At 57.0% G+C, this 26,288-nt stretch carries 26 protein-coding genes; 20 read left to right on the top strand and 6 right to left on the bottom strand.

The window, feature by feature from the left end; all coding sequences use genetic code 11:
• The first annotated feature begins 366 nt into the window (after positions 1 to 366).
• Positions 367 to 1,320, top strand: a complete 954-nt coding sequence (locus tag ACTJJI_RS23580) for a nickel/cobalt transporter (protein WP_125366494.1) — start codon at positions 367 to 369, stop codon at positions 1,318 to 1,320.
• A 33-nt stretch (positions 1,321 to 1,353) separates the two neighbouring features.
• Here the strand turns inward: ACTJJI_RS23580 and proP are convergent, their stop codons facing one another.
• Entirely contained in the window at positions 1,354 to 2,856 is a 1,503-nt protein-coding gene (gene proP, locus ACTJJI_RS23575) for a glycine betaine/L-proline transporter ProP (RefSeq protein WP_440655766.1), read from the bottom strand.
• A gap of 649 nt (positions 2,857 to 3,505) precedes the next feature.
• On the opposite strand from proP, the gene kdgT reads away from it, so the two are divergent.
• Positions 3,506 to 4,498, top strand: coding sequence for a 2-keto-3-deoxygluconate transporter (kdgT, locus tag ACTJJI_RS23570; protein ID WP_014830332.1), 993 nt, complete (start codon positions 3,506 to 3,508; stop codon positions 4,496 to 4,498).
• 43 nt (positions 4,499 to 4,541) lie between these two features.
• Here the strand turns inward: kdgT and ACTJJI_RS23565 are convergent, their stop codons facing one another.
• On the bottom strand, positions 4,542 to 5,417 hold the full coding sequence (locus tag ACTJJI_RS23565) for a diguanylate cyclase regulator RdcB family protein (protein ID WP_046889683.1): 876 nt from the start codon (positions 5,415 to 5,417) through the stop codon (positions 4,542 to 4,544).
• Complete coding sequence (gene crfC, locus ACTJJI_RS23560) at positions 5,414 to 7,768, bottom strand: clamp-binding protein CrfC (RefSeq protein ID WP_046889684.1); 2,355 nt, start codon at positions 7,766 to 7,768, stop codon at positions 5,414 to 5,416. The genes ACTJJI_RS23565 and crfC overlap by 4 nt, the downstream gene beginning before the upstream one ends.
• 598 nt (positions 7,769 to 8,366) lie before the next feature.
• On the opposite strand from crfC, the gene ACTJJI_RS23555 reads away from it, so the two are divergent.
• From ACTJJI_RS23555 to phnP, 16 genes are all read left to right on the top strand, one after another.
• Positions 8,367 to 8,702, top strand: a complete 336-nt coding sequence (locus ACTJJI_RS23555; protein WP_014830329.1) for a zinc ribbon domain-containing protein YjdM — start codon at positions 8,367 to 8,369, stop codon at positions 8,700 to 8,702.
• A gap of 80 nt (positions 8,703 to 8,782) precedes the next feature.
• A complete protein-coding gene (gene yjdN, locus ACTJJI_RS23550; protein ID WP_014830328.1) occupies positions 8,783 to 9,220 on the top strand; it encodes a VOC family metalloprotein YjdN in 438 nt (145 codons plus the stop codon).
• Positions 9,221 to 9,356: 136 nt separating this feature from the next.
• The gene (gene phnC / locus ACTJJI_RS23545) at positions 9,357 to 10,145 is read left to right on the top strand and encodes a phosphonate ABC transporter ATP-binding protein (RefSeq protein ID WP_046889686.1); all 789 of its coding nucleotides are present in this window, start codon (positions 9,357 to 9,359) and stop codon (positions 10,143 to 10,145) included.
• Between the two features lie 23 nt (positions 10,146 to 10,168).
• Complete coding sequence (gene phnD / locus ACTJJI_RS23540; RefSeq protein WP_050861311.1) at positions 10,169 to 11,185, top strand: phosphonate ABC transporter substrate-binding protein; 1,017 nt, start codon at positions 10,169 to 10,171, stop codon at positions 11,183 to 11,185.
• Between the two features lie 52 nt (positions 11,186 to 11,237).
• Positions 11,238 to 12,017, top strand: a complete 780-nt coding sequence (gene phnE / locus ACTJJI_RS23535) for a phosphonate ABC transporter, permease protein PhnE (protein WP_440655762.1) — start codon at positions 11,238 to 11,240, stop codon at positions 12,015 to 12,017.
• 20 nt (positions 12,018 to 12,037) lie between these two features.
• The gene (gene phnF, locus ACTJJI_RS23530) at positions 12,038 to 12,763 is read left to right on the top strand and encodes a phosphonate metabolism transcriptional regulator PhnF (RefSeq protein WP_013095110.1); all 726 of its coding nucleotides are present in this window, start codon (positions 12,038 to 12,040) and stop codon (positions 12,761 to 12,763) included.
• A complete protein-coding gene (gene phnG / locus ACTJJI_RS23525) occupies positions 12,764 to 13,216 on the top strand; it encodes a phosphonate C-P lyase system protein PhnG (protein ID WP_440655760.1) in 453 nt (150 codons plus the stop codon).
• Positions 13,213 to 13,797 (top strand): phosphonate C-P lyase system protein PhnH, encoded by a 585-nt coding sequence (phnH, locus tag ACTJJI_RS23520; protein ID WP_014830323.1) that lies wholly within the window; start codon positions 13,213 to 13,215, stop codon positions 13,795 to 13,797. The genes phnG and phnH overlap by 4 nt, the downstream gene beginning before the upstream one ends.
• Positions 13,797 to 14,861 (top strand): carbon-phosphorus lyase complex subunit PhnI, encoded by a 1,065-nt coding sequence (locus ACTJJI_RS23515; RefSeq protein ID WP_058681253.1) that lies wholly within the window; start codon positions 13,797 to 13,799, stop codon positions 14,859 to 14,861. Before phnH ends, ACTJJI_RS23515 begins: the two co-directional genes overlap by 1 nt.
• Entirely contained in the window at positions 14,854 to 15,699 is an 846-nt protein-coding gene (phnJ, locus tag ACTJJI_RS23510) for an alpha-D-ribose 1-methylphosphonate 5-phosphate C-P-lyase PhnJ (protein WP_013095106.1), read from the top strand. The genes ACTJJI_RS23515 and phnJ overlap by 8 nt, the downstream gene beginning before the upstream one ends.
• Positions 15,696 to 16,451, top strand: a complete 756-nt coding sequence (gene phnK / locus ACTJJI_RS23505; RefSeq protein ID WP_013095105.1) for a phosphonate C-P lyase system protein PhnK — start codon at positions 15,696 to 15,698, stop codon at positions 16,449 to 16,451. Before phnJ ends, phnK begins: the two co-directional genes overlap by 4 nt.
• An 85-nt stretch (positions 16,452 to 16,536) precedes the next feature.
• Positions 16,537 to 17,217, top strand: a complete 681-nt coding sequence (gene phnL / locus ACTJJI_RS23500) for a phosphonate C-P lyase system protein PhnL (RefSeq protein WP_050861308.1) — start codon at positions 16,537 to 16,539, stop codon at positions 17,215 to 17,217.
• Entirely contained in the window at positions 17,214 to 18,350 is a 1,137-nt protein-coding gene (gene phnM, locus ACTJJI_RS23495) for an alpha-D-ribose 1-methylphosphonate 5-triphosphate diphosphatase (RefSeq protein ID WP_440655756.1), read from the top strand. Before phnL ends, phnM begins: the two co-directional genes overlap by 4 nt.
• The gene (phnN, locus tag ACTJJI_RS23490; protein ID WP_096928758.1) at positions 18,347 to 18,898 is read left to right on the top strand and encodes a ribose 1,5-bisphosphokinase; all 552 of its coding nucleotides are present in this window, start codon (positions 18,347 to 18,349) and stop codon (positions 18,896 to 18,898) included. The genes phnM and phnN overlap by 4 nt, the downstream gene beginning before the upstream one ends.
• Positions 18,891 to 19,325: an aminoalkylphosphonate N-acetyltransferase gene (gene phnO, locus ACTJJI_RS23485; RefSeq protein WP_440655754.1), complete on the top strand. Its 435-nt coding sequence runs from the start codon at positions 18,891 to 18,893 to the stop codon at positions 19,323 to 19,325. Before phnN ends, phnO begins: the two co-directional genes overlap by 8 nt.
• A 9-nt stretch (positions 19,326 to 19,334) precedes the next feature.
• Positions 19,335 to 20,093 (top strand): phosphonate metabolism protein PhnP, encoded by a 759-nt coding sequence (gene phnP, locus ACTJJI_RS23480; protein ID WP_046889693.1) that lies wholly within the window; start codon positions 19,335 to 19,337, stop codon positions 20,091 to 20,093.
• A gap of 52 nt (positions 20,094 to 20,145) precedes the next feature.
• Here the strand turns inward: phnP and yjdP are convergent, their stop codons facing one another.
• The 3 genes from yjdP to ACTJJI_RS23465 all read right to left on the bottom strand — a co-directional run bounded on the left by yjdP (position 20,146) and on the right by ACTJJI_RS23465 (position 23,574).
• A complete protein-coding gene (gene yjdP, locus ACTJJI_RS23475) occupies positions 20,146 to 20,475 on the bottom strand; it encodes a DDRRRQL repeat protein YjdP (protein ID WP_083021981.1) in 330 nt (109 codons plus the stop codon).
• A gap of 78 nt (positions 20,476 to 20,553) precedes the next feature.
• Positions 20,554 to 21,177, bottom strand: coding sequence for a GNAT family N-acetyltransferase (locus ACTJJI_RS23470; protein ID WP_262788599.1), 624 nt, complete (start codon positions 21,175 to 21,177; stop codon positions 20,554 to 20,556).
• Between the two features lie 120 nt (positions 21,178 to 21,297).
• Complete coding sequence (locus ACTJJI_RS23465; protein WP_050861304.1) at positions 21,298 to 23,574, bottom strand: hybrid sensor histidine kinase/response regulator; 2,277 nt, start codon at positions 23,572 to 23,574, stop codon at positions 21,298 to 21,300.
• 183 nt (positions 23,575 to 23,757) lie between these two features.
• Here ACTJJI_RS23465 and ACTJJI_RS23460 point away from each other — a divergent pair, with 183 nt between their 5' ends.
• Both ACTJJI_RS23460 and ACTJJI_RS23455 read left to right on the top strand, forming a co-directional pair.
• Positions 23,758 to 25,278: a sugar ABC transporter ATP-binding protein gene (locus ACTJJI_RS23460; RefSeq protein WP_440655750.1), complete on the top strand. Its 1,521-nt coding sequence runs from the start codon at positions 23,758 to 23,760 to the stop codon at positions 25,276 to 25,278.
• Positions 25,275 to 26,270, top strand: a complete 996-nt coding sequence (locus ACTJJI_RS23455) for an ABC transporter permease subunit (protein WP_014830313.1) — start codon at positions 25,275 to 25,277, stop codon at positions 26,268 to 26,270. Before ACTJJI_RS23460 ends, ACTJJI_RS23455 begins: the two co-directional genes overlap by 4 nt.
• Positions 26,271 to 26,288: the final 18 nt, after the last annotated feature.

Below are 26,288 nucleotides of genomic sequence, written 5' to 3'. Positions count from 1 at the left end.
AAATTGTTAAAGAGCAGTTGCGACGCGCTTCAGCGCTCTGTCGCGAGGTGGCGTATATTACGCTTTCCTCTTTCAGAGTCAACCCTGATTTTCAGGATTTTTTCTCTTCAACCGACCGGTCTGTTTGTGAAGTGATTCACATCCGCCGTGTCGATGGAGGCGCATTATAGGGAGTTCCCGGGCGACCGCAACCGAAAAGTTGCAAAAAGATGACTGACTGCTGTATTCCCCAGCAAAACCCCGCCTTATACCCTTTTACGCACAGACTTATCCACAATACAACGCATAAGCACAATAAGAACCCACGGATTGAGGGGGATAATCAACTATACTATTGGCAAATATTCTCCCCGACAGACGACATCCATGACCACACAACGCCTCACCCGAGACTGGCGGCTCCCTGGCGCAGGCCTCATGACGCTGCTGCTTCTTATTGCGGGCTTCACTCTGCACGCACACTGGGGTGCTTTCATCCAGTGGTGCCTTGCCACACAAATTACCCTGCACCGTTATCTGGTGATGTACCTTCTGCAGCTTAATAACCATCAGTACAGCGGTGGATTATGGCTTTTAACCGGCGCTTTCCTCTATGGCGTACTTCATGCTATCGGGCCGGGGCACGGCAAATTTATTGTCACGACCTATCTCAGTACCAATAAAGAGAGCGACCTTGCCGCCCGGGTTGTCCCTTTTTTTGGCAGTATGCTGCAGGGCGTCAGCGCCATTCTGTTTGTGTTTATTCTGGCGGTGGGGTTTAACCTGGCTTCAGGGGATATCAGTACCAGCCGCTGGTATGTCGAGAAGATAAGCGCGGTCCTTATTGGCGCATTCGGCGCGTTTGTCATTTACCAGGCGCTGAAAAGCCTGCGTCCGCGCAGGATGAGGATCTCCGCCATTACGCCTCTTCATCAGCATGACGAACAGTGTGGCTGCGGCCATCACGGCGTAGGTGCAGACCTGACGCAGGGTGACTGGAAAACCCGTCTGGGTGTGATTCTGGCGATCGGTGCGCGTCCGTGTAGCGGGGCCATTATGATCCTGATGTTCTCGAACGCGCTGGGCATTGTCACCTGGGGAATGGCTGCGGTAATGACCATGTCGCTGGGAACCGCGCTGTCGATTATGGGGCTATCGCTGGCTGTGCGTTACGCCCGCGAGCGTACGGTTTCCTGGTTTGGCGGCAGCACCTCGCTGAACTGGCTGGTTCCGGCGGTCAAGATTGCTGGCGGGATTGTTCTGATCCTGTTTGCGACCATCCTGTTCCTGACGGTGATCCCCATCAGCGCCAATGGCGATTACATCGCCGCAGGATGCTAATAAAAGAAAACCCGCCAGCGGCGGGTTTTTTTATTACTCGTTGATGCGTGGATGTTGGTCCACCAGTCGGGAGCGTTTTTTCTGCAGTTCTTCAATCTCTGCGTCAATATCTTCAATCTTCTGCTCGACGTTATCGTAGTGCTCGCGCAGGATCTCTTTCGCTTCCTGGATATCTGATGCCGCAGGCGTCGCCCCTTTCAGAGGACGGTTCGCCGTCTCCTTCATGGTAATCCCGGTAATCAATCCAATCACCGCGATCACCATCAGGTAATAAGCGGGCATCATCAGATTCTGCGTGCTTTCCACCAGAGAGGCGGCAAGCGTCGGCGTCAGACCGGCAATCAGTACTGAGATGTTAAAGGCCGCCGCCAGTGCACTGTAGCGGATATGCGTCGGGAACATGGCCGGCAGTGTAGAGGCCATCACCCCGATGAAGCAGTTGAGGATCACCGCCAGCATCAGCAAGCCGGCAAAAATCAGGCCCAGCACATTGCTGTTAATCAAAATGAATGCCGGAATGGCAAGGGCAAACAGCGCAACGCTACCCAGAATAATGAACGGTCGACGGCCGAAGCGGTCACTCAACAGACCCATAATCGGTTGCACAAACAGCATACCCACCATGATGGCGATAATGATCAGCACACCGTGGTCTTCCGAGTAGTGCAGGTTATGCGACAGATAACTCGGCATGTAGGTCAGCAGCATGTAGTAAGTCACGTTCGTGGAGATCACCAGACCGATACAGGCCAGCAGGCTGCGCCAGTGTTTGGTCGCGATCTCTTTAAAGGAGACTTTCGGGCCATCCTGCAAACCTTCACGATCGCCCTGCTCAAGCTTATCAACGTGCTGCTGGAATGCAGGCGTCTCTTCAAGCGCATGACGCAGGTACAGGCCAATGATCCCCAGCGGCAGCGCCAGGAAGAACGGAATACGCCAGCCCCAATCCAGGAAGTTCTCTTCACCGACCACGGTCGAAATCAGCACCACCACGCCCGCGCCCATGACGAACCCGGCAATAGAACCGAAGTCCAGCCAACTGCCCATGAAACCACGCTTACGGTCCGGGGAGTACTCTGCAACGAAGATCGAGGCACCGGTATACTCTCCCCCGACGGAGAAGCCCTGAGCCATCTTACACAGCAGCAGTAGAATCGGCGCCCAGATACCAATCGTGGCATAGGAGGGGATAAGGCCGATACAGAACGTACTGATCGACATAATGACAATGGTGATAGCGAGGATCTTCTGACGGCCGTACTTATCACCGAGCATACCGAAGAACAGACCACCCAGCGGGCGAATAAGGAAGGGAACCGAGAACGTACCCAGCGCGGCAATCATCTGCAGGCTGGGGTCGGCGCCGGGGAAAAACACTTTACCTAACGCATAGGCCACAAAGCCATAGACACCAAAATCGAACCATTCCATCGCATTACCGAGCGAGGCGGCAGTGATCGCTTTACGCAGTTTTGCATCATCGATGATGGTGACGTCGCGAAGCGTGATGGGTTTAATCTTTTTCCTTCTAAGCATAGCTTTCCTCGTAGACTCAGCCCTGTCCATTACACAGTTCACCCGGTGAACAGTGCAACGGGGATCCGCTCCATGCGAATCGCCTTATTCAAGCGTAGCAGGTTTACTTACATTGACGTTTTACGTCGATACAACCGAACCTGTTGACGCCTGTCTGGGCAGTTAATGACCTTTTTACCCTACCAGCGTTTATATTTGTGATCAACTTCACACATATTTTTCCTTATCGTCAATTGCGTTCAGTATTTGTCAATTACGGCACAGAAGACCTTTCCCAACCATCCCAAAAGCACGTCCTCACGCACGTTATTATTCCGTTCCCAACGTTCAAAAAAACCATTCGGCTTCACATCAGATTTACATAAATTTTAATTATTAAAACATGGTTCGAATATTTACATTGAATATGTGATGGAGATAACTAAAACACTGTTTTATTTTCATTGAATCATCATTCCAATGATCGCATGATAAATCCGAACACAACGTCCAGCGTGTTTTTGAGCAGCGTTAATCAAAAGCACGACATTAATTTCATTGTATGGAAAACGAAGCCCTCCGCTTCGTAACCATTTAATTAATTGAATTTATTGATTTTATTTTTCATAGCATTCCGTCCGCCACGCGGGACATGATGTGAGGGTTGTACATGAAGATTAAAGCCACAATAGAACGCATCCCCGGTGGGATGATGCTGGTTCCCCTGGTACTGGGCGCCATCCTGAATACCCTGGCACCTGATACGGGTGCTTATTTTGGTGGTTTCACAAAAGGAATGATCACGGGCACCGTTCCCATTCTCGCCGTCTGGTTCTTTTGTATCGGCGCATCTATTAACCTGCGGGCAACAGGAACCGTATTACGTAAATCCGGAACGCTGGTTATAACGAAAATTGCAGTGGCCTGGGTTGTGGCAATGGTCTGTGCGCTGTTCATTCCGGAAAATGGAATTCAGACCGGATTCTTCGCCGGATTATCCGTTCTGGCGATCGTCTCCGCGATGGATATGACCAACGGTGGTCTCTATGCCAGCCTGATGAACCAGTACGGTACAAAAGAGGAGTCAGGCGCGTTTGTGCTGATGTCTCTGGAGTCCGGTCCGCTGATGACGATGTTGATTCTGGGCTCGGCAGGGCTGGCCTCGTTTGAACCACACCACTTTGTCGGCGCGATCCTGCCGTTCCTGATCGGTTTTGCTCTCGGTAATCTGGATCACGATCTGCGCGATTTCTTCAGCAAAGCCACGCCGGTACTGATCCCGTTCTTCGGCTTCGCGCTGGGAAATACCATTAACCTGAACGTGATCCTTGATACCGGACTGCTGGGTATTGTCCTGGGCGTGGCCGTGATTATTATCACCGGCATTCCGCTGATCATTGCCGATCGCGTAATTGGCGGAGGAAACGGAACGGCAGGTGTAGCCGCCTCTTCAGCCGCAGGGGCCGCCGTGGCGAATCCGGTGATCATTGCCCAGATTAACCCGGCTTTCGAACCGGTTGCGGCCTCGGCAACGGCGCTGGTTGCCGCCAGCGTGATTGTCACCGCGATCCTGGTGCCGATCATCACGGCGCTGTACGCGAAGCGCTTCGGCAATCTCCCCGAGCCGGATACAGAACCGAAAGCGGTAGAGCTTCATCATTAACACACCGCATCAGACCCTCCCTCTTCCCGCCGGGGAGAGGGGTTCAACCAAAAATTTCTTCCACCATCCCATCCACCAGCCGCTTTGCCGAACAGAGTCGCGGCATACCCAGCGCGACCGTCTGCCAGTTTTGTGTCACTGACCAGCTCACCGGATGTTTATCCGCCTGACACCAGTCCCCCAGCCAGCCCAGCATATCTTTATGATCGATGATCCCCGGCGTGGAGGGCGTAGTCAGCCACTGGTGATAGAAATGGCGGGTAGTGGGAGAGGCATTGATCCCCTGCGCCAGATAATTTGCCGCCATACTGCGCAGGTTATCCTTAAGCATTGCCGCCACGTCTTCATTCGCCAGACGACAGGCATCGCCAAATGCTCCCCAGCGCAGCTCTTCCAGCACAATGTAGCAGCGTCCGGCCAGCGACCAGCCGTCATAGTTTCCGGCTCGCCAGCGGGTAAAAATCTGCTCGCTATGCTCGCCCGCCTGCACCGTTAACCCGCGCTGGGTTAACGCCTTTTCTTTATATGCCGCGCGTTGAATGAAATGCGAAGAGAGTTCAGCATACTGCTGAACCAGGCCCGGCGACTGTTGCACACGTGGAGTGGTTTGCTGGCGCAGCGCAACCAGTTTGTCTGCCATGCGCGTCAGCGCGAGATGACCCGGATCCAGCATACCGGCAAGTTTTTCCGCCAGCCCCAGGCGCAAAGCCGCATTTTCGTTGAGCATTCCCGCCATAGCCCAGGGCCGCAGCCGGGTGTGCGTCATGATCTCCTGAGTCAAACGCTCACGAAACTGCAGCTGTTGCGGCCCCAGGTGGGTATGACGCGCCGCGTCTACCCCCTGGACCAGATCGACCATAAATTTAGGATGGATACACTCCAGCATCCGCCCGGGACCGTCCAGTAGCTGTGTTGTCATGGTTGCTCTGCCGCGAAAAGGGTTTGAATATCATCGCGTAACAGTCGGGTATCTTCCTGAATCCACGTCGCAGTGGTAATACTTTCTTTCAACAGCTGGCTGAGCGCTCGGGTCGAATGCTCATTTTGCTGACGTACTGCGAGGCTATCACGCAAGCTTTCCTGTAACCCGGCAAGGCATAACGAAAATTCTGCAAAGAACGTTGCCATACCCGCCGTAACAGAGACATCGACCTGAGCGGTTAAAGCTTTACGGATTTGTTCACAAAACTGATCAATATGCTGCGTAAATTTGTCATGCAGCTGCGCAATATCGATAACGTATCGCGTGCGTGTCGCCACATACTCTTCCCAGCCCCAGCCAGGATTGTTCAGCCAGCGCGAAACCGTCTCACGCACGCTGCCCGTGGTCGATGGCTGGCCTGCCGGGCGGTTGTCCTGCGCGATCGCATCGTTAAACAGCGCCCGCGTATTGAAGTTAAGCTGGTTCGCCTGAAACGCCGGGAAGCTGATCCGCGCCCGGAAGCCGGCATGGCTCAACTGCTCTTTAATACGCAGTTCAATCGGCCGCATTGCCTCATTCAGCGAACGCGCCAACGTAGACTCCAGTTGATCAAAACGTAGCGCCAGTTCACGGCTGATTTTTGTCTGCGCATCCAGCATGACCTGCTCGCAGGAAGAGCGGATTTTACTCAGCGCAATCTGCGCCTGCCCTTCATCATCCAGCACCAGCTGTGTCAGCGCGTCCGGCTCGTCGTGGCGATGATTCAGCGGATCAATACCGGCCAAATCAAGAATATTGTGACGCTCAAAGACATGTCCAACCGCCTGTTGAAGGGCCTTTTTCTGCAACGCCATAAAATTGTCAGTGGCGTGAAGGGCCTGCTCCACTTCGTGTTTGACTTCCTCGCTGGCCACCCGCTGACGCGTCTGCAGCAGGGCCATATCCTCTTCGAGACGCGTAATATTCAGTTCCAGCGACTCAAAGGCGACCGTCAGTGCCTGATAGCGAAAATCAAGATGCTCCCTGGCATTTTGCGCGTAGTTAAGCAGCTTATGCGACGCCGAACGCAGCGCAAATAACGACGCATTGGCATAGGCGGCGTAAATCAGTTTGCGGATCGGTTGTTCAAATAACGAATCTTCCCACAGCAAATCAGCGGCATGGCGAATATGCTCGATATCGTCCAGGTCCGCCGTACGCCAGCGGCGTCCCAGCGCGGCTTCGGCAAAGTCCTGCACCCAGCGCTGCTCCTGATGATCCGGTAACTGCCCGTGCGTCGCCATCTCATAGCGGGCGCGGTTCGCCAGATAGGCCCACATCGACGAAACAGGGTAAATTTGTCCCGGTGAGATATTCCCTTTCATTAAGGTGCCGGAGATCATCGCCCTGACCTGCTCTTCATCATCGCTGTTGCGATCTTTCTGGTCGAATTTATTCACCAGCGCATATAAAGGCACCGATTTTCCCGCCACCGAAATGGCCTGACGAACCTCTTCATCAGAAATCGATTTGAGCTGCGTATAGTCCATCACCGCCAGTACGGCGGAGGCACGGGACAACTGCTCGGTGAGCATTTTTTGCAGATGCGGTTGCCCGGCTTCATTTGGCCCAGGCGTGTCCAGCAGCGTCAGTTGCCCCAGATGCGCATCCAGACCCGCAAGATGCACAAACTCCACCTCAATCACCGGTATATGTTCTATCGACGCGTACTCAGAGAACGGGAACGCCACGTCCAGTGCCTGAGAGAGCCTGACGAGGTCATTCAGGCTTTTCAGACAATGAAAGATCGGCTGCGCCCCAAGGTGGTGCTTCTCGAAAGCTTCCCCCTTTTCAATTCGCTCCAGCAGCGTATTCATGTCTTTATCAATTTCAAGACGCTGAGCCAGCTTGCCACGATCTTCATCACAGAGCTTTTTCTGCAGCAGCTGGATCAAATCATCGATGGGAGAGACATGCGAGAAATGCAGCACCGGCTCCTTCTGGCCCGGCGTATGACGGATCAGGGTAGGAAGCGCCGTCATCGGTCGATTACGGTTGGGCAACACTTCGGTGCCCACTATCGCATTAATGGTGGTCGATTTTCCCGCCTTCATGGTTCCCACAATAGCCAGCACCATTTCCAGTCGGGTTATTTTGCGTAATTCATTATTCAGCATCGCCTGCTGTGCTTCGACACCACGCGCGCTAAAATGCAGAGGTAAAACGTTGTTCTTTTCACCCGTAATGGCCGTCGCGGTACTCTCCATCATCGCCATCGGCATTGATTTCAACGTATCAAGATTTTGCAGGGCGAGCTGTAACAACCGCTCTGCTTCCTGGCTTAATTCAAAAATGGTCTGTGTGTGCATGATAAAAGCCTTTCCTTAACGCAAATTTATTACTTTTATTAAGCCACCTGGTTTTAATTATCTTTTTCGGCTTATATGATCACGTGTGGAAAACATGTTCACCGAAATATAACTGATTGAAGACAATCAGAAATAATTCGCTATCCTTGCATGGCGTGTAAAGCTCTACTCCTGGCCTGATAGCCAAAAGATAAAAAGCGTAGCCCATTTTTAAGAAACTTCAGGATATATCATCATTATTTACCCACCTAAAAAGAGAGGGAATGGCTCACCGTCATAACAGATGTATGACGACGAAAACCGGCGATAAATAACAATGTGTCGCTTCACCTTATCCGAAATGGAGGAGCGTAGCAATTTGCCGCAATAAAATATTCGATATATTGAGTGTCATTTCTTCCCAACGCGTTAATGAAGTTAGCATCGCTTAACCGACTGACAGAAAGTGTCACTCGCAACACGCTTTTCGGTTTTTTTTTATTAAACAATATCACCGACAACCGTGTGGATTTGCGTTATACTTGCCCTCTTTTTCGGCGCTCTGCCGTCATTTTGCTGGCACTTTCCAGCGTGTTATGCACTTTTTGAGGATACCCCTATGCAACTTCCACACTGCCCGAAATGCAATTCTGAATACACCTATGAAGATAATGGCATGTTCATCTGCCCGGAATGCGCTCACGAATGGAATGACGCAGAGCCGTCACACGATGCCGACGCGCTGATCGTTAAAGATGCTAACGGTAATCTGCTGGCCGATGGCGACAGCGTTACCGTGGTGAAAGACCTGAAGGTGAAAGGCAGCTCTTCCATGCTGAAGATCGGTACCAAAGTGAAGAATATCCGTCTGGTTGAAGGCGATCATAATATCGACTGCAAAATTGACGGCTTTGGCCCGATGAAACTGAAATCCGAGTTTGTGAAAAAGAACTGATTTACCCGCCCGGTGGCGCTTCGCTTACCGGGCATACAACCACTACACTTAATGGGCTTTTCTTACGTGAGGTAAAGATTATGCCGTTAAGTCCCTACATCTCTTTCGCCGGTAACTGTGCAGAGGCAACCGCCTATTATCAGCAGGCCGTCGGCGCAGAGCTCCTCTACAAAATCACCTTCGGCGAAATGCCCAAAGGCGAAAACAGCGAAGAAGGCTGTCCGTCTGGTATGCAGTTCCCGGATTCCGCTATTGCCCATTCCAACGTTCGTATTGCGGGCAGCGATATCATGATGAGCGATGGCCTGCCGCCGGGCAGCAAAGCGCAGTACGCCGGGTTCACGCTGGTTCTCGACACTCAGGATGTCAATGAAGGCAAACGCTGGTTCGACAATCTCGCGGATGGCGGAAATATTGAAATGGCCTGGCAGGAGACCTTCTGGGCACACGGTTTCGGTAAAGTCACCGACAAATACGGCGTGCCGTGGATGATTAACGTCGTTAAGCAACAGCATTAATTTTCTGGCGGTGGGCAGTCTGCCTCCGCCTGTCATCAAACTCCGCTCAACTCTTCAAACTCCCGCAACCTGCACTTAACCCAAATGTCACATTGATGCGCCAGCATGAGGCCACATTTATTGTGAGGCCCAGCATATGCAAACCGTCATCCGCGTCGAGAAACTGAGCAAGACCTTTCATCACAACAAGGCTCTGCATGCCGTTGATCTGACCGTCCAGCAGGGCGACATGGTGGCGCTGCTGGGGCCATCCGGTTCAGGTAAATCCACCCTTCTGCGTCACTTAAGCGGCCTGATTACCGGCGATAACACCCCGGAATGCCACGTCGAGTTGCTGGGCAACACCGTACAGCGTGCAGGGCGACTGGCGCGGGATATCCGCAAAAGCCGCGCGCAGACAGGGTACATCTTCCAGCAATTTAATCTGGTAAATCGACTGACGGTGCTGGAGAACGTGCTGATTGGCGCGCTCGGTAGCACCCCATTCTGGCGCACCTGTCTGCGCTGGTTCTCCCCGTTACAGAAGCAAGAGGCGTTGCGTGCGCTCACCCGCGTAGGCATGGCTCACTTCGCCCATCAGCGCGTCTCCACCCTCTCCGGTGGACAACAGCAGCGCGTGGCCATTGCCCGCGCCCTGATGCAGAAAGCAAAAATCATTCTAGCCGATGAACCCATTGCCTCGCTGGATCCGGAATCGGCCCGCATCGTGATGGAAACCCTGCATGACATTAACCAGAACGACGGCATCACCGTGGTGGTGACGCTGCATCAGGTGGATTACGCCCTGCGCTACTGCGAGCGCATTGTCGCCCTGCGTCAGGGACATGTGTTCTTTGATGGCGCAAGCCACCAGTTTGATAACGAACGTTTTGACCATCTCTACCGCAGCATTAACCGTGTCGAAGAGAACGCGCAGGCTGCATAACGTCCCCACTACGAGGAATGGAAATGAGCTATAAAACGGTTGCCGCGCTGGCTTTCACCAGCATGTTCAGCATCAGCACCCTGTTAAGCCCTGCGCACGCTGAGGAGCAGGAAAAAGCGCTGAACTTTGGCATTATTTCGACGGAATCACAGCAGAATCTGAAGCCTCAGTGGGAACCCTTCCTGAAAGATATGGAAACCAAACTGGGGATCAAAGTGAACGCCTTCTTCGCCCCGGACTACGCGGGCATCATCCAGGGGATGCGCTTTAACAAAGTGGACATCGCCTGGTATGGCAACCTCTCCGCCATGGAAGCGGTGGATCGTGCAAACGGCCAGGTCTTTGCCCAGACCGTTGCTGCCGATGGCTCCCCGGGTTACTGGAGCGTGCTGATCGTCAACAAAGACAGCCCGATCAATAACCTCAACGATATGCTCGCCAAACGCAAAGAACTGACCTTCGGCAACGGCGATCCGAACTCTACTTCAGGCTTCCTGGTGCCGGGCTATTACGTCTTCGCCAAAAACAATGCCTCTGCCAGCGACTTCAAGCGCACCGTCAATGCCAGCCATGAAACCAACGCCCTGGCCGTGGCCAACAAGCAGGTGGACGTCGCCACCAACAACACCGAAAACCTCGACAAGCTAAAGACCTCCGCCCCGGACAAGCTGAAAGAGCTGAAGGTGATCTGGAAATCCCCTCTCATTCCTGGCGACCCCATTGTGTGGCGCAAAAGCCTCTCTGAAAGCACCAAGGACAAGGTGTACGACTTCTTTATGACCTACGGCAAAACGCCGGAAGAGAAAGCCGTTCTGGCGCATCTTGGCTGGGCGCCTTTCCGCCCGTCAAGCGACCTGCAGCTGGTTCCGATTCGCCAGCTGGCGCTGTTTAAAGAGATGCAGGGCGTGAAGGACAACAAAGGCCTGAAGGACGAAGAGAAGACCAGCAAAGTGGCGGCCATTCAGGCCCAGCTGGAAGACCTGGATCGCCTGACCGCCGCACTCGGTGCGATGACCAGCGTAAATAAAGCGGTGCAGTAACGCTTTTCTCCCTCTCCCTCAGGGAGAGGGAACTAAACACAAAGGAGTCGACATGCAAACCATCACCCTCCCACCGCCGAAGCGCAGCTGGTTCTCGCTGTTCAGCTGGGCCATCCTGCTGGCGGTGCTGGTTATCTCCTGGAAGGGCGCGGAGATGGATCCGCTGCTGCTGTTTAAAGACGCCGGTAACATGGCCACCTTCGCTGCCGACTTCTTCCCGCCCGATTTCAGCCAGTGGCAGGACTACCTCGGCGAAATGGCTGTCACCCTGCAAATCGCCGTCTGGGGTACCGCCCTGGCCGTTATTCTCTCCATTCCGTTTGGCCTGATGAGCGCGGAAAACATCGTCCCGTGGTGGGTTTATCAACCGATGCGCCGCCTGATGGACGCCTGCCGCGCCATTAACGAAATGGTGTTCGCAATGCTGTTCGTGGTCGCCGTGGGTCTGGGGCCGTTCGCGGGGGTCATGGCGCTGTTCATCCACACCACCGGCGTACTCTCCAAGCTGCTTTCCGAGGCGGTGGAAGCCATTGAGCCCGGCCCGGTCGAAGGTATTCGCGCCACCGGCGCCAACAAAATTGAAGAGATCCTTTACGGCGTGCTACCCCAGGTCATGCCGCTGCTGATCTCCTATTCGCTCTACCGCTTCGAATCTAACGTCCGTTCCGCCACCGTCGTCGGCATGGTCGGCGCAGGCGGCATTGGTATCACCCTGTGGGAGGCGATCCGCGGTTTCCAGTTCCAGCAAACCTGCGCCCTGATGGTACTCATCATCATCACCGTCAGCCTGCTGGATTTCCTCTCTCAACGTTTGCGTAAGCACTTCATCTGAGAAGCGAGGCTTTGATTGGTATGCACTTATCCAGACATCCGACCAGTTACCCTACCCGCTGGCAAGAGATTGCAGCAAAACTCGAAGTGGAGCTGCGCACCCATTACCGCTGCGGAGACTACCTGCCAGCCGAACAGCAGCTTGCAGACCGCTATGAAGTGAACCGCCACACCCTGCGCCGCGCCATCGATCAACTGGTTGAGCGCGGATGGGTGCAGCGCCGTCAGGGCGTCGGCGTGCTGGTGCTGATGCGTCCGTTCGACTACCCGCTCAATGCACAGGCGCGCTTTAGCCAGAACCTGCTCGATCAGGGCAGCCATCCCACCAGCGAAAAACTGCTCTCCGTGCTGCGTCCGGCCTCCAGCCATGTCGCCGATGCGCTGGGCATTCAGGAGGGTGACAACGTCGTTCATCTGCGCACCCTGCGCCGGGTCAATGGCGTGGCCGTTTGCCAGATAGATCACTACTTCAGCGACCTGAGTCTCTGGCCGGTGCTGCAACACTTCTCCAGCGGTTCACTGCATGACTTTTTGCAGGACGCCACGGGTCTTGTGCTCAAACGTACCCAGACGCGCATCAGCGCCCGCCGCGCGCAGGCGAAAGAGAGCAAGGTGCTGGAAATTCCCAACATGGCTCCGCTGCTCTGCGTGCGCACCCTCAACCACCGTGACGGCGAGATCAACGCGACGGAGTACTCCGTCAGCCTGACCCGCGCCGACATGATTGAATTCACCATGGAGCACTGAATGCATTTCGATACCTCCACCCGTCAGCGCTGGATGCGCGTCCTGGCGCACAGCCAGCCCGTTGCGCTGGCGAGTCGCATGAGCGCGCTCAACCTGACGCCAGACTATGAAACGCTCCGCGCGCCGGAAATTGGCCTGGTACAGATCCAGGCAAGAATGGGCGGCACCGGGGAGCGCTTTTTCGCCGGTGATGCCGCCCTCACCCGCGCGGTCATTCGTCTGACTAGCGGCACGCAGGGCTACAGCTACGTGCTCGGTCGCGATAAACCGCACGCCGAACGCTGCGCGGTGATCGACGCCCTGCTGCAGGAACAACCCCATTTCCAGACCCTGATGGAAACCCTGATTGCCCCGCTGGAAGCCGACCTCGCCGCGCGCACTGCCGCACGTCAGGCGCAAGTCAATACCAGCCGGGTCGACTTCTTTACGCTTGTTCGTGGAGATAACGCATGACGCTTCAACCCGCTTTTACCCTGGCCGTCCAGGATGCCCAACACAGTTTTCGTCGCCTGCTGAAAGCCATGAGCGAGCCAGGCGTGATTGTCTCCCTGCATCAGCTCTCCCAGGGCTGGCTGCCGCTGAATCTGGCGACCACCAGCGTACTGCTGACCCTCGCCGACAACGATACCCCGGTGTGGCTTTCAGGGACATTATCCAATGACATCGCCAGCCAGAATCTGCGTTTTCACACTAACGCCCCGCTGGTTGAGCAGCCCCGTCAGGCGGTGTTTGCCGTTGCCGATGAGCAAATCAGCCATGAGCAGCTCAATGCCCTGAGTGAAGGCAGCGCGGTGGCACCGGAGACCAGCGCCACGCTGATCCTGCAGGTCGCCAGCCTGAGCGGTGGTCGCATGCTGCGCCTGACCGGGGCGGGGATTGCCGACGAACGCATGGTCGCGCCACAGCTGCCGGAGTGCATTATTCATGAACTGACCGAACGCCCGCATCCGTTCCCGCTGGGCATTGATCTGATCCTGACCTGCGGCGAGCGCCTGCTGGCGATCCCGCGAACCACCCACGTGGAGGTGTGCTGATGTACGTTGCCGTCAAAGGGGGCGAGAAGGCCATCGCCGCCGCCCATGCGCTGCAGGCGCACAGACGACGGGGTGATGAACAGCTTCCCGAGCTGAGCGTCGCCCAGATTGAGCAGCAGTTGAACCTGGCGGTGGATCGGGTGATGACCGAAGGCGGCGTCGCCGACCGTGAACTGGCGGCGCTGGCGCTGAAGCAGGCCAGCGGCGACAACGTCGAAGCCATCTTTCTGCTGCGCGCCTGGCGCACCACCGTTCCCCGCCTGGCGGTAAGCGAGCCGGTCAATACGGCAGAAATGCGCCTGGAACGGCGAATTTCCGCCGTTTATAAAGACATTCCCGGCGGCCAGCTCCTTGGCCCTACGTACGACTACACCCACCGCCTGCTGGATTTCACCCTGCTGGCGAACGGCGAAACGCCGCCGCTCAGCACCACGGAGACCGGGCAGGAAGCGTCTCCGCACGTCTTTAGCCTGCTGGCGAAGCAGGGCCTGGCAAAGGCCGAAGAAGAGACCGGAGCGCAACCCGACGACATCACCCGCACGCCCCCGGTTTACCCCTGTTCCCGCTCGTCTCGCCTGCAGCAGTTGATGCGCGGCGATGAGGGCTATCTGCTGGCGCTGGCCTATTCAACACAGCGCGGCTACGGGCGTAACCACCCGTTTGCGGCGGAGATCCGCAGCGGCTATCTCGACGTCGAAATCATCCCGGAAGAGCTGGGTTTTGCTGTGAACGTCGGTGAATTGCTGATGACGGAGTGCGAAATGGTCAATGGTTTTGTCGCGCCAGAAGATGACACCCCACACTTCACCCGCGGTTACGGGCTGGTCTTTGGCATGAGCGAGCGTAAAGCCATGGCGATGGCGCTGGTAGACCGCGCCCTGCAGGCGCCGGACTACGGCGAATCCATTTCCGGCCCGGCACAGGACGAAGAGTTCGTGCTGGCCCACGCGGATAATGTCGAGGCGGCGGGCTTTGTTTCGCACCTCAAGCTGCCGCACTACGTTGACTTCCAGGCCGAACTGGAACTGCTGAAACGTCTGCAACGGGAGCGTGAAAATGGCTAACTTAAGCGGCTACAACTTTGCTTATCTGGACGAGCAAACCAAACGCATGATCCGCCGCGCCATCCTGAAAGCGGTCGCCATTCCCGGCTATCAGGTGCCGTTTGGTGGTCGAGAAATGCCGATGCCCTACGGCTGGGGTACGGGCGGCATTCAGCTTACCGCCAGCGTCATCGGTGAGTCAGACGTGCTGAAGGTCATCGACCAGGGAGCCGACGACACCACCAACGCCGTCTCGATTCGCAACTTCTTTAAGCGCGTGACGGGCGTCAACACCACCGAAAAAACCGAAGATGCGACGCTTATCCAGACCCGCCACCGCATTCCCGAAACACCTCTTACGGAAGATCAGATTCTGATTTTCCAGGTGCCGATCCCGGAGCCGCTGCGCTTTATCGAGCCGCGTGAAACCGAAACCCGCACTATGCACGCCCTGGAAGAGTATGGGGTGATGCAGGTGAAGCTGTATGAAGATATCGCCCGCTTCGGCCATATCGCCACCACCTACGCCTATCCGGTGAAAGTCAACGGGCGCTACGTGATGGATCCGTCGCCGATCCCGAAATTCGATAACCCGAAAATGGACATGATGCCTGCCCTGCAGTTGTTCGGTGCCGGGCGCGAAAAGCGCATCTACGCCGTCCCGCCCTACACCCGCGTGGAGAGTCTCGATTTCGATGACCACCCGTTCACGGTGCAGGAGTGGGACGAGCCGTGCGCCATCTGCGGCTCGAAACACAGCTATCTGGATGAAGTGGTGCTGGATGACACGGGCAAACGGATGTTTGTCTGCTCCGACACCGATTACTGCCGCCAACAGAGCGAGGCGAACAGCCAATGAAACCGCTGCTTTCAGTGAACAACCTGACTCACCTTTACGCGCCGGGCAAAGGCTTCAGCGACGTCTCGTTCGAGCTGTGGCCGGGCGAGGTGCTGGGGATTGTCGGTGAATCCGGCTCGGGCAAAACCACCCTGCTGAAGTCCATCTCCGCGCGCCTGGCCCCGCAGAACGGCGAGATTTTGTATGAGGGCGCCTCCCTCTATGGCATGAGCGAGGCTGAACGTCGCCGCCTGCTGCGCACCGAGTGGGGCGTGGTGCATCAGCATCCGCTGGACGGGCTGCGTCGTCAGGTCTCGGCGGGAGGCAATATCGGCGAACGGCTGATGGCGACCGGCGCGCGGCACTACGGCAACATTCGGGAAACCGCACAGCGCTGGCTGACCGATGTAGAGATCCCCGCCTCGCGCATCGACGATTTGCCCACCACCTTCTCCGGCGGCATGCAGCAGCGTCTGCAGATCGCCCGTAACCTGGTCACCCACCCGAAGCTGGTGTTTATGGATGAACCCACCGGTGGGCTGGACGTCTCCGTGCAGGCGCGCCTGCTCGACCTGTTGCGCGGTCTGGTGGTAGAGCTGAACCTGGCGGTGGTGATTGTCACCCATGATTTAGGCGTCGCCCGCCTGCTGGCGGACCGTCTGCTGGTGATGAAGCAGGGCCAGGTGGTGGAAAGTGGGCTAACCGACCGTGTGCTCGACGATCCACTCCATCCGTACACCCAGCTGCTGGTGTCGTCCGTGTTGCAGAATTGAGGGCGCCCCCCGGCAAAACGAACGCCGTACCTTGTAGGCCGGGTAAGCGAAGCGCCACCCGGCAAGAAAACGCCACGAGGCCAAAATGATCCACGTAGAAAATGTCAGTAAGACCTTTGTGCTCCACCAGCAAAACGGCGTGCGTCTGCCGGTGCTGCAGAATGCCTCTCTGAAGGTGAACAGCGGCGAATGCGTGGTGCTACACGGCCACTCCGGCAGCGGAAAATCGACCCTGCTGCGATCCCTGTATGCCAACTACCTGCCGGACGAAGGCCACATTCACATTCGCCACAACGATGAGTGGGTTGACCTGGTTCAGGCCCCCGCGCGTAAGGTGCTGGAAGTCCGCCGCTCGACGATCGGCTGGGTGAGCCAGTTTTTGCGGGTGATCCCGCGGATCTCAGCCCTGGACGTGGTCATGCAGCCGCTGCTGGATCTCGGCGTGCCGCGTGAAACCTGCGCCGCCAAAGCCGCCAGCCTGCTGACGCGTCTCAACGTCCCCGAGCGCCTCTGGCATCTTGCCCCGTCGACCTTTTCCGGTGGCGAGCAGCAGCGCGTGAATATCGCTCGCGGGTTTATCGTCGACTACCCGATTTTACTTCTTGATGAACCCACCGCCTCGCTCGACAGCAAAAACAGCGCGGCGGTGGTGGAACTGATCGAACAGGCCAAAGCACGCGGCGCGGCGATCGTCGGGATCTTCCATGACGAGAGCGTTCGCAACCGCGTGGCAGACAGACTGCACCCGATGGGGACAAACGCATGATTATCAATAACGTCAAGCTGGTACTGGAAAATGAGGTCATCGACGGCTCGATTGAGATCCGTGACGGCACGATCCGCGCGTATGCCGAAACCCGAAGCCATTTGCCCGAAGCGATGGACGGCGAAGGCGGCTGGCTGCTGCCGGGGCTGATTGAGCTGCATACCGATAATCTGGATAAATTCTTCACCCCACGCCCAAAAGTGGACTGGCCCGCCCATTCGGCGATGAGCAGCCATGACGCGCTGATGGTCGCCAGCGGCATCACCACCGTGCTGGACGCGGTGGCGATTGGTGACGTGCGCGACGGCGGCGATCGGCTGGAGAATCTGGAGAAGATGATCAACGCCGTGGAAGAGACGCAAAAGCGCGGCCTCAACCGCGCCGAACACCGCCTGCACCTGCGCTGCGAACTGCCGCACCACATCACCCTGCCGCTGTTCGAAAAGCTGGTGGACCGCGACCCGGTCTCGCTGGTCTCGTTGATGGACCACTCCCCGGGGCAGCGCCAGTTCGCCAGCCTCGAAAAATACCGCGAGTATTACCAGGGCAAATATTCTCTTAACGATGTGGAGATGGCGCGCTACGAGGAAGAGCAGCTGGCGCTGGCGGCACAATGGTCACAGCCGAACCGTGTTTCGATTGCCGCGATGTGCCGGGACCGTAACATCGCGCTGGCCAGCCATGATGATGCCACGCACGACCATGTCCGCGAATCCCACCAGCTTGGTAGCGTGATCGCTGAATTTCCTACCACGTTTGAGGCGGCAGAGGCTTCCCGCGTACACGGCATGAACGTACTGATGGGGGCTCCGAACATCGTGCGCGGCGGCTCGCATTCCGGCAACGTAGCGGCAAGCAAACTCGCCTCGCTCGGCCTGCTGGATATCCTCTCTTCCGATTACTACCCCGCCAGCCTGCTGGACGCCGCCTTCCGCGTCGCGGATGACGACAGCAACCGCTTCACGCTGCCGCAGGCGATTCGCCTGGTAACCAGGAATCCGGCATCGGCGCTGAATCTTCACGACCGGGGCGAGATAGCCGAAGGAAAACGGGCGGATCTGGTGCTGGCCCACCGTAAGGGCGAGCACATCCATATCGACCACGTCTGGCGTCAGGGAAAACGGGTGTTCTGATGGGAAGACTCATCTGGTTAATGGGGCCATCCGGCTCCGGGAAGGACAGCCTGCTGTCCGCCTTACGGCAGCGGGAACACCCGCAGCTGCTGGTCGCGCATCGCTATATTACCCGGGCGGCGAATGCCGGCAGTGAGAACCATATCGCCCTGAGCGAACAGGAATTCTTCACTCGCGCCGGGCAGAATCTGCTGGCGCTCAGCTGGCACGCCAACGGCTACTACTACGGGATTGGCATTGAGATCGACCTGTGGCTGCATGCGGGGTTTGACGTGCTGGTCAACGGCTCCCGTGCGCATCTGCCCCAGGCTCGCGCCCGGTATGCCTCGGCGCTGCTGCCGGTCTGTCTGCAGGTTTCGCCGGATGTCCTGCGCAGCCGTCTGCAAAGCCGCGGACGCGAAAGCGAAAAAGAGATCGCGCAGCGTCTCGAACGCGCAGCGCGCTACACCCCGGCGGATTGCCACATCCTCAACAACGACGGAAGTTTGCTACAGTCAGTCGATAACGTTTTATCGCTTATCCGTCAGAAGGAGAAACAGCATGCCTGACTGCACGCTTCGCCCCGCCACCGCCGACGATGCACAAATCGTTTACGCGCTGATCTGCGAGTTAAAACAGGCCGAATTTGATCACCAGGCGTTTCACGCCGGGTATCTGGCCAATCTGCAGGACCACAATATGCGTTATCAGCTGGCAGAGCTGAACGGACAGGTGGTGGGTATGATTGGCCTGCATATGCAGTTTCACCTGCACCACGCCAGATGGATCGGCGAAGTCCAGGAACTGGTGGTAATGCCCGAGGCGCGTGGTCTCAAAGTGGGAAGTCAATTGCTGGCATGGGCAGAGGATATCGCGCGACAGGCGGGCGCGGAGCTGACGGAGCTCTCCACCAGCGTCCGGCGGCTGGACGCCCACCGTTTTTATGTTCGTGAAGGGTATACGCAGAGCCATTTTCGTTTCACCAAACCGTTGTAGAGGTGCACGATGAGTCTGACGATCACGTTAACGGGCACCGGCAGTGCCCAGCTGGTCCCGGTGTTTGGCTGCGATTGCGCGGCGTGCCGCCGGGCACGTCTGCAGGATAACTATCGTCGTCGCCCCTGCAGCGCGGTGGTCAAATTCAACGATGCGGTGACGCTGCTGGACGCCGGTATTCCGCACCTGATGGACGACTGGCCGGCCGGCAGCTTTCAGCAGTTTTTGCTGACCCACTACCATATGGATCACGTTCAGGGGCTGTTCCCCCTGCGCTGGGGGGTGGGTGCGACCATTCCGGTCTACGGCCCGCCGGATGAAGCCGGATGTGACGACCTGTTCAAACACCCGGGGATTCTGGATTTCAGCCATACGCTGGAGCCATTTGTGATGTTTGAGCTGCAGGGCCTGCGGGTGACGCCGCTGCCGCTCAACCACTCGAAGCTCACCTTTGGTTATCTGCTGGAGTCCGCCCACAGCCGCGTGGCGTGGCTCACTGATACTGCCGGATTGCCGGAGAAAACGGTCAAATTTCTGCTCAACAACCAGCCTCAGGCGATGATCATCGACTGTAGCCATGAACCGCGCCCGCAGACGCCGCGCAACCATTGTGATTTGAATACGGTGGAAGCGTTAAACGAGGTCATCGGCTGCCCGCAGGTGATCCTGACCCATATCAGCCATCAGTTTGACGTGTGGATGATGGATAACCCGCTGCCGCAGGGCATCGAAGCGGGGTATGACGGGATGGTACTGGTGCTGGACTAAGCGATTTCCCTCTCCCGTGGGAGAGGGTTGGGGTGAGGGCAACAGGCCGCACTTAACCGCGATCGTAATCGTCTTCTAACCGCCGCTCATCCTCTTCCAGGCGTCGTCTGTCGTCATCAAGCTGGCGCTGACGCTCGTCCAGACGGCGGCGTCTGTCTTCGAGCTGCCGACGGCGGTCGTCATACTGACGGCTATCAATGCGACGATTATCGTCATAACGATCGTCATCGTCGTCATCGCTGCTGCGGCTGCTGCCGGGATTATAGGCATCGTTGATCGCCTGCTGAATGTTGCCAATGGCATCATCAATCACATCGGCATGCGCCAGTTGGCTGGAGAGTGACAGCAGACCAAATAACAGAGCGGTAAAGTAACGTTTCATAAGGCCAGACTCGCAGGTGAACTGGCCTTACGGTAATGAACCGCAAACGGGAGAGGTAGCGGAGGAATCTCAAATTCTTTAGCGAGGCGACGCTTCCATTATTTGACGCGCTCGCTGTTTATTCTCTGCGACCAGCACAATCCCGGAGCATTTTTGGTCCGGAGAATGACTCCAGATGCGGTCTTCAGGAATACATCCTCCGTCATATATCACCTTGCTGCCATCATAAGGCCAGAATGCTCCCTGCTCTGTGTCGAGTACAAAAACAGCGATTTGGTCGGATTCACGGGCTATTTTCTGCCAGAGCATCTTTCCACCCTCATATTGCTCGAAGTCGCTGATTAAGGTCACGCCGCAATGTAAGACCAACGCTTCATAGAGACGAGTCGCCAGCCCTTTGTCTCGTTCGGCAGGATCGACGCAAATGCCTTCTACCTGGACAATGCGAGTATCTTCCCAGCATCGTTCTACTGCGATAATGTCCTTTCCCAGATGGGCTTTATGCTGTAAATCCAGAGCAGCAACAACCCGATGTCGGGGAACGCCATCAAAGGTTTCGATATCTGCTTCAATAATTGCAGCCCGGGGCGTCTGGCTATCATAAATGATATGTAACACCCGACCGGAGAGTTCAAATTCATCTACGAGCGTAAATGACCTGGCAACCGTATTCGGGCTGTATGTTGTAGGCATCACGATCATTTGTGAGTCCCCTCTTGTGAGTACCGGCATAATTTCCTTTATATCTTAATCCGCTAAATTTTGCGCAGATTAGCATCACCGACTTTACTCAGGCTCTTGATGAAATCCTAAATTCGCTGTTTAAGCGCTGATTTTCCGCAGCGCCTGCGCCAGCTGTACGCGGGTAAACGGTTTGCGCAGTAGCGCTACCTCCGGCAGCTGCGGGTTGTGCGTCGGACGTAAATCCTGCCCGCTGATCAGCAACACCGGCAGTTGCGGGTAGTGGCTGCGTACATGGTTAATCACCTCCGCCCCGCTCAGGCTGCCCGGCAGCATCAGGTCACTGATAAACATGCCGATATCCGGCGAGGCCGCCAGCATGTTCAGTGCCTGCTCACCGCTTTCCGCTTCAAGCGTCAGGTAGCCAAGCTGATGCAATTGCTCGCACAGGGTCTGGCGAACATCGGCTTCATCTTCCAGTACCAGCACCAGCCGTTCGGTTTCTGCGGATGCGGTGGCAGAGAGCGTTTCATCTTCAGGAACGGCGGGTAGCGTCGAGCGCGGCAGATGGAGCCGCACGGTGGTACCTTGCCCCGGTGCGCTCTCAATTTCCACACGGCCGCCGGACTGACGCACAAAACCGTACACCATCGACAGCCCTAACCCACTTCCACTGCCGGTCTGCTTGGTGGTGAAGAACGGCTCAAAGACCCGGGATTTGACCTCCTGCGACATGCCGCTGCCGTGGTCGATCACCTCCAGCGCCACCATATCCTGTCTGCGCCCGTCGCTGCGGGTCACACGCTGGTTCCACGTGCGGATCTTAATTACCCCCGTCTGCCCCTCCATCGCATCGCGGGCGTTCATCACCAGGTTGATAATGGCGTTTTCCAGCTGGCCGACGTCTATCCACGCCGCCCAGGCCGGGGATTGTGCCTCAATCTCCAGGGTCAGGGTGGCGGGCAAGGAGTGGCGCATCAACTCTCTGAGATTCTCCAGCAGCGGTTTCATCTCTACCGCATGCGGGGTCAGGGATTGCTTGCGCGAAAACGCCAGCAGACGCTGGGTCAATAACGCACCGCGCTCGGCGGCATTGAGCGCACGGACAATACGTGGGGCATCACTGGAGGCGGGATCGGTCAGCTCCAGGCTTCCGATAATCACCGCCAGCAGGTTGTTGAAATCATGTGCCAGCCCGCCCGTCAGTTGTCCGACGGCCTTCATCTTCTGGCTGTGCAGCAGCGCCTCCTCCAGTCCCTGACGCTCAATGCGGTCGATCTCCATCTGGGAGGTTTTCTCTTTCAGCAGCCGGGTTGTGTGCTCCAGTGAAGCGGTATTGCGGGCAAAGACGTTAAACGCACGCGCCAGCTCCCCCAGCTCATCACGCCGCTGCAGCGCGGGCACCGAAACATCCTGCTCACCGTGGGCAAGACGCGACATCGCCCGGGAGATCGCCGTCAGGTTAGAGCCGAGGTTGCGGTAGATATACCAGCAGGCGCATCCGGTGATGATCAACGCCAGCACGGCGAATATGCTGATAAACACGCTGATGGACCGCAGCTCCTGGTGGCTCTGGGCAGTGCGCAGCCGGGAAGCCTCCGCCACCTGCTCAACGTACTGATTGATATCGCTGTTTAATATCGCCACCAGCGCCTTGATGTGAAACATATACCAGCTTATCGCCAGGTCGCTCTCTTCGAGCTGCTTTGACAGCGGGGCAAGCCTGCGCAGCTCGTCGTTGAAATCGGGCAGAACAAGATTCACCACGGGCTGCGTCGCGCGCTGGGGCAACGCTGCGGTAACGGCGTCCAGCTGCTGTAAGGTGGCGCGCGGTGAGGGGGTATCGATGGCGGCGAGAATCAGCCTGTCCATTTCCACGAGCTGCTGTGCATCCGGGATGTTGCTGCCAGACCGACGGTTAATATCCTGCAGATGGCGTAAATAGCTCTGGCTTTGATACAGCGAGCTCAGCAGCGCGTTACGCTGCAGATGGCGCCGCTGTCCGCGCTCCAGCATGCCCGTCACGCTTTGCTGTAACTCATTACTGCGACGAATAATACGCGCCACCAGCCCCGGCTCCTGCTGCGCTAAGGGCGCGTCCGCGAGCTGCTCCAGCGAGTGCCGCAGCGCCATTTGGGTCTGCTTCAGCCTCTCGGCCTCCCCTTTGTATTCCAGCGCCCCCACCACCTGTGAAAGCCGTACCGCCGCAGTGGCCACGCTGGCGGTATCACGGGCGAGGTTCATGCTGCCGGTCATGTCATCCAGCGTCTGCTGTTGAACCTGTTCCTGAATCTGGCTGGCGTGACGAAAGCCGAGTACCGCCACGCCGCTCACCATCAGCGTAACGGCGACCACCAGCAGATTGAAAATCAGCAGGCGTCCGCGGGCGCTGGCGAAAAACGGGGGGCGTGATGGCATGGATTTGGGCTCCTCTGCGATTTGGTGTCCCCTCACCCTAACCCTCTCCCACAGGGAGAGGGAAAAGAGAAATGTGACAGCGATTAACTATTCATAACTATGACAAATATGAACGGCTTCTGACATTTTGCATTTACGCACCTGTGATGAAGTGCAGACATCAACCTTCACAGGAGATCCGCCATGAGCAGAATCCCGGTACTGGAGATGCGCAGCATTGCCAAAACGTTTGGCAACTTCCACGCGCTCAAGGGTGTGGATTTGACGGTCTTTCCCGGTGAGATCCACGCGCTGATGGGCGAAAACGGCGCGGGAAAAAGCACGCTGATGAAGATCCTCGCCGGCGCCTACACCGCGACCAGCGGCGAGATCCTGATTGACGGTCAGCCGTATCACATTAAAGGCCCGAAGGATGCGCTGGCCGCAGGCATTACCCTGATCTATCAGGAGATGCAGCTCGCCCCCAACCTGACGGTTGCCGAAAACATCTTTCTTGGCAGCGAACTCTCGCGCGGCGGACTGGTACAGCGTAAAGAGATGGCCGCCCAGGCTCAGGCGGTCATCGACCGTCTGGGTGCACACTTCAACGCCACCGACCTGGTGATGAAGCTGACTATCGCCGAACAACAGCAGGTGGAAATCGCCCGCGCGCTGCACCGTAACAGCCGCATTCTGGTGATGGATGAACCCACTGCCGCCCTCTCCTCGCGTGAAACCCATCGTCTGTTTGAACTGATCCTGCGCCTGCGGGATGAAGGGATGGCGATCATCTACATCAGCCACCGCATGGCGGAAGTGTACGAACTCTCTGACCGGGTCAGCGTCCTGCGCGACGGGCAATACGTCGGCAGCCTGACGCGCGACAAACTGAACGCGTCTGAGCTGGTGAAAATGATGGTGGGTCGCCCCTTAAGCGATCTGTTCAACAAAGAGCGTGATATTCCGCCTGGCAGCCCGCGCCTTAACGTGCATCACCTCACCGACGGTAAAAAAGTCCAGCCCTGCAGCCTGCAGGTGCGTTCCGGGGAAATCGTCGGGCTGGCGGGGCTGGTCGGTGCCGGTCGCTCCGAGCTGGCACAGCTCATCTTCGGGGTACGTAAAGCCACGGGAGGAATGATTGAAGTGGACGGTGAGCCGGTGGTGATCCACTCCCCACGCGCGGCCATTGAAAACGGGATCGGTTTTCTCACCGAGAACCGCAAGGAGCAGGGGCTGTTCCTGGAGCTGGCGGCGCAGGAGAACATCACCATGGCGACGCTGGAACGCGATGCGACCTTCGGCATGCTTAACCGCAAAAAAGCGCAGTCCATTTCTGACGATGCCATCGCCCTGCTTAACATCCGCGTGCCTCACGCCCAGGTGCGTGCGGGCGGTCTGTCAGGCGGTAATCAGCAGAAACTGCTGATCTCCCGTTGGGTGGCGATTGGCCCGCGTATTCTGATCCTCGACGAACCAACGCGCGGTGTCGACGTCGGCGCAAAAAGCGAAATCTACCGCATCATGAACCAGATGGCGCGCAAGGGCGTGGCGATTTTGATGATCTCCAGCGAGCTGCCGGAAGTGGTGGGCATGAGTGACCGCGTCTATGTCATGCGTGAAGGCAGCATCGCCGGGGAACTCCACGGACACGACATCTCTCAGGAAAACATCATGACGCTGGCAACCGGCGTGAACGACTCACATCATCAGGCGGTGCAACTATGACAACTCCAACCCATCCGCAACAGGTGGCAAAATCTGCCTCCGCCAAAAAAATGCTGATGAGCGATCTGATGCAAACGGTCGGCATTTTGCCCATTCTCATCCTGATCGTGGCGGTTTTTGGCTTTATCGCCCCCAACTTCTTTACCGAAAGCAATCTGCTCAACATTACCCGCCAGGCGTCGATCAACATCGTGCTGGCCGCAGGGATGACCTTCATCATTCTCACCGGCGGGATCGACCTCTCCGTCGGATCGATTCTGGGCACCACGGCGGTCGCTGCGATGGTGGTCTCGTTAATGCCGGAATTCGCCGGACTTTCTATTCCCGCCGCGCTGATGCTCGGCCTGGTACTGGGCCTGTTCAACGGCGCGCTGGTGGCCTTTGCCGGACTGCCACCGTTTATTGTCACCCTCGGCACCTACACGGCATTGCGCGGTGCGGCGTATCTGCTGGCCGATGGCACGACGGTGATTAACTCGAACATCAATTTTGAGTGGATAGGCAATAACTATCTTGGCCCCGTGCCGTGGCTGGTGGTGATCGCCCTGGCGGTGATTGCGGTGTGCTGGTTTATCCTGCGCCGCACCACGCTTGGCGTTCACATCTATGCGGTGGGTGGCAACATGCAGGCAGCGCGCTTAACGGGCATCAAAGTCTGGCTGGTGTTGCTGTTTGTATATGGCATGAGCGGCCTGCTCTCCGGGTTAGGCGGCGTGATGAGTGCCTCGCGTCTCTACAGCGCCAACGGAAACCTGGGCATGGGTTACGAACTGGATGCGATTGCGGCGGTGATCCTCGGCGGTACCAGCTTCGTTGGCGGGATCGGCACGATCACCGGCACGCTGGTGGGGGCGCTGATTATCGCCACACTTAACAACGGCATGACGCTAATGGGCGTCTCCTACTTCTGGCAACTGGTGATCAAAGGGGCGGTGATCATCATTGCGGTGCTGATCGACAAATACCGTACCCGACACCATCAAAGTGCATAACAACAATACCCTACGTGA

The sequence above is a fragment of the Enterobacter sp. 22466 genome, from assembly GCF_052044775.1.
Lineage (GTDB): Bacteria > Pseudomonadota > Gammaproteobacteria > Enterobacterales > Enterobacteriaceae > Enterobacter > Enterobacter dissolvens.
Note: the sequence above shows the minus strand (reverse complement) of the source record. Positions and strands in the feature narration are given on the sequence as shown.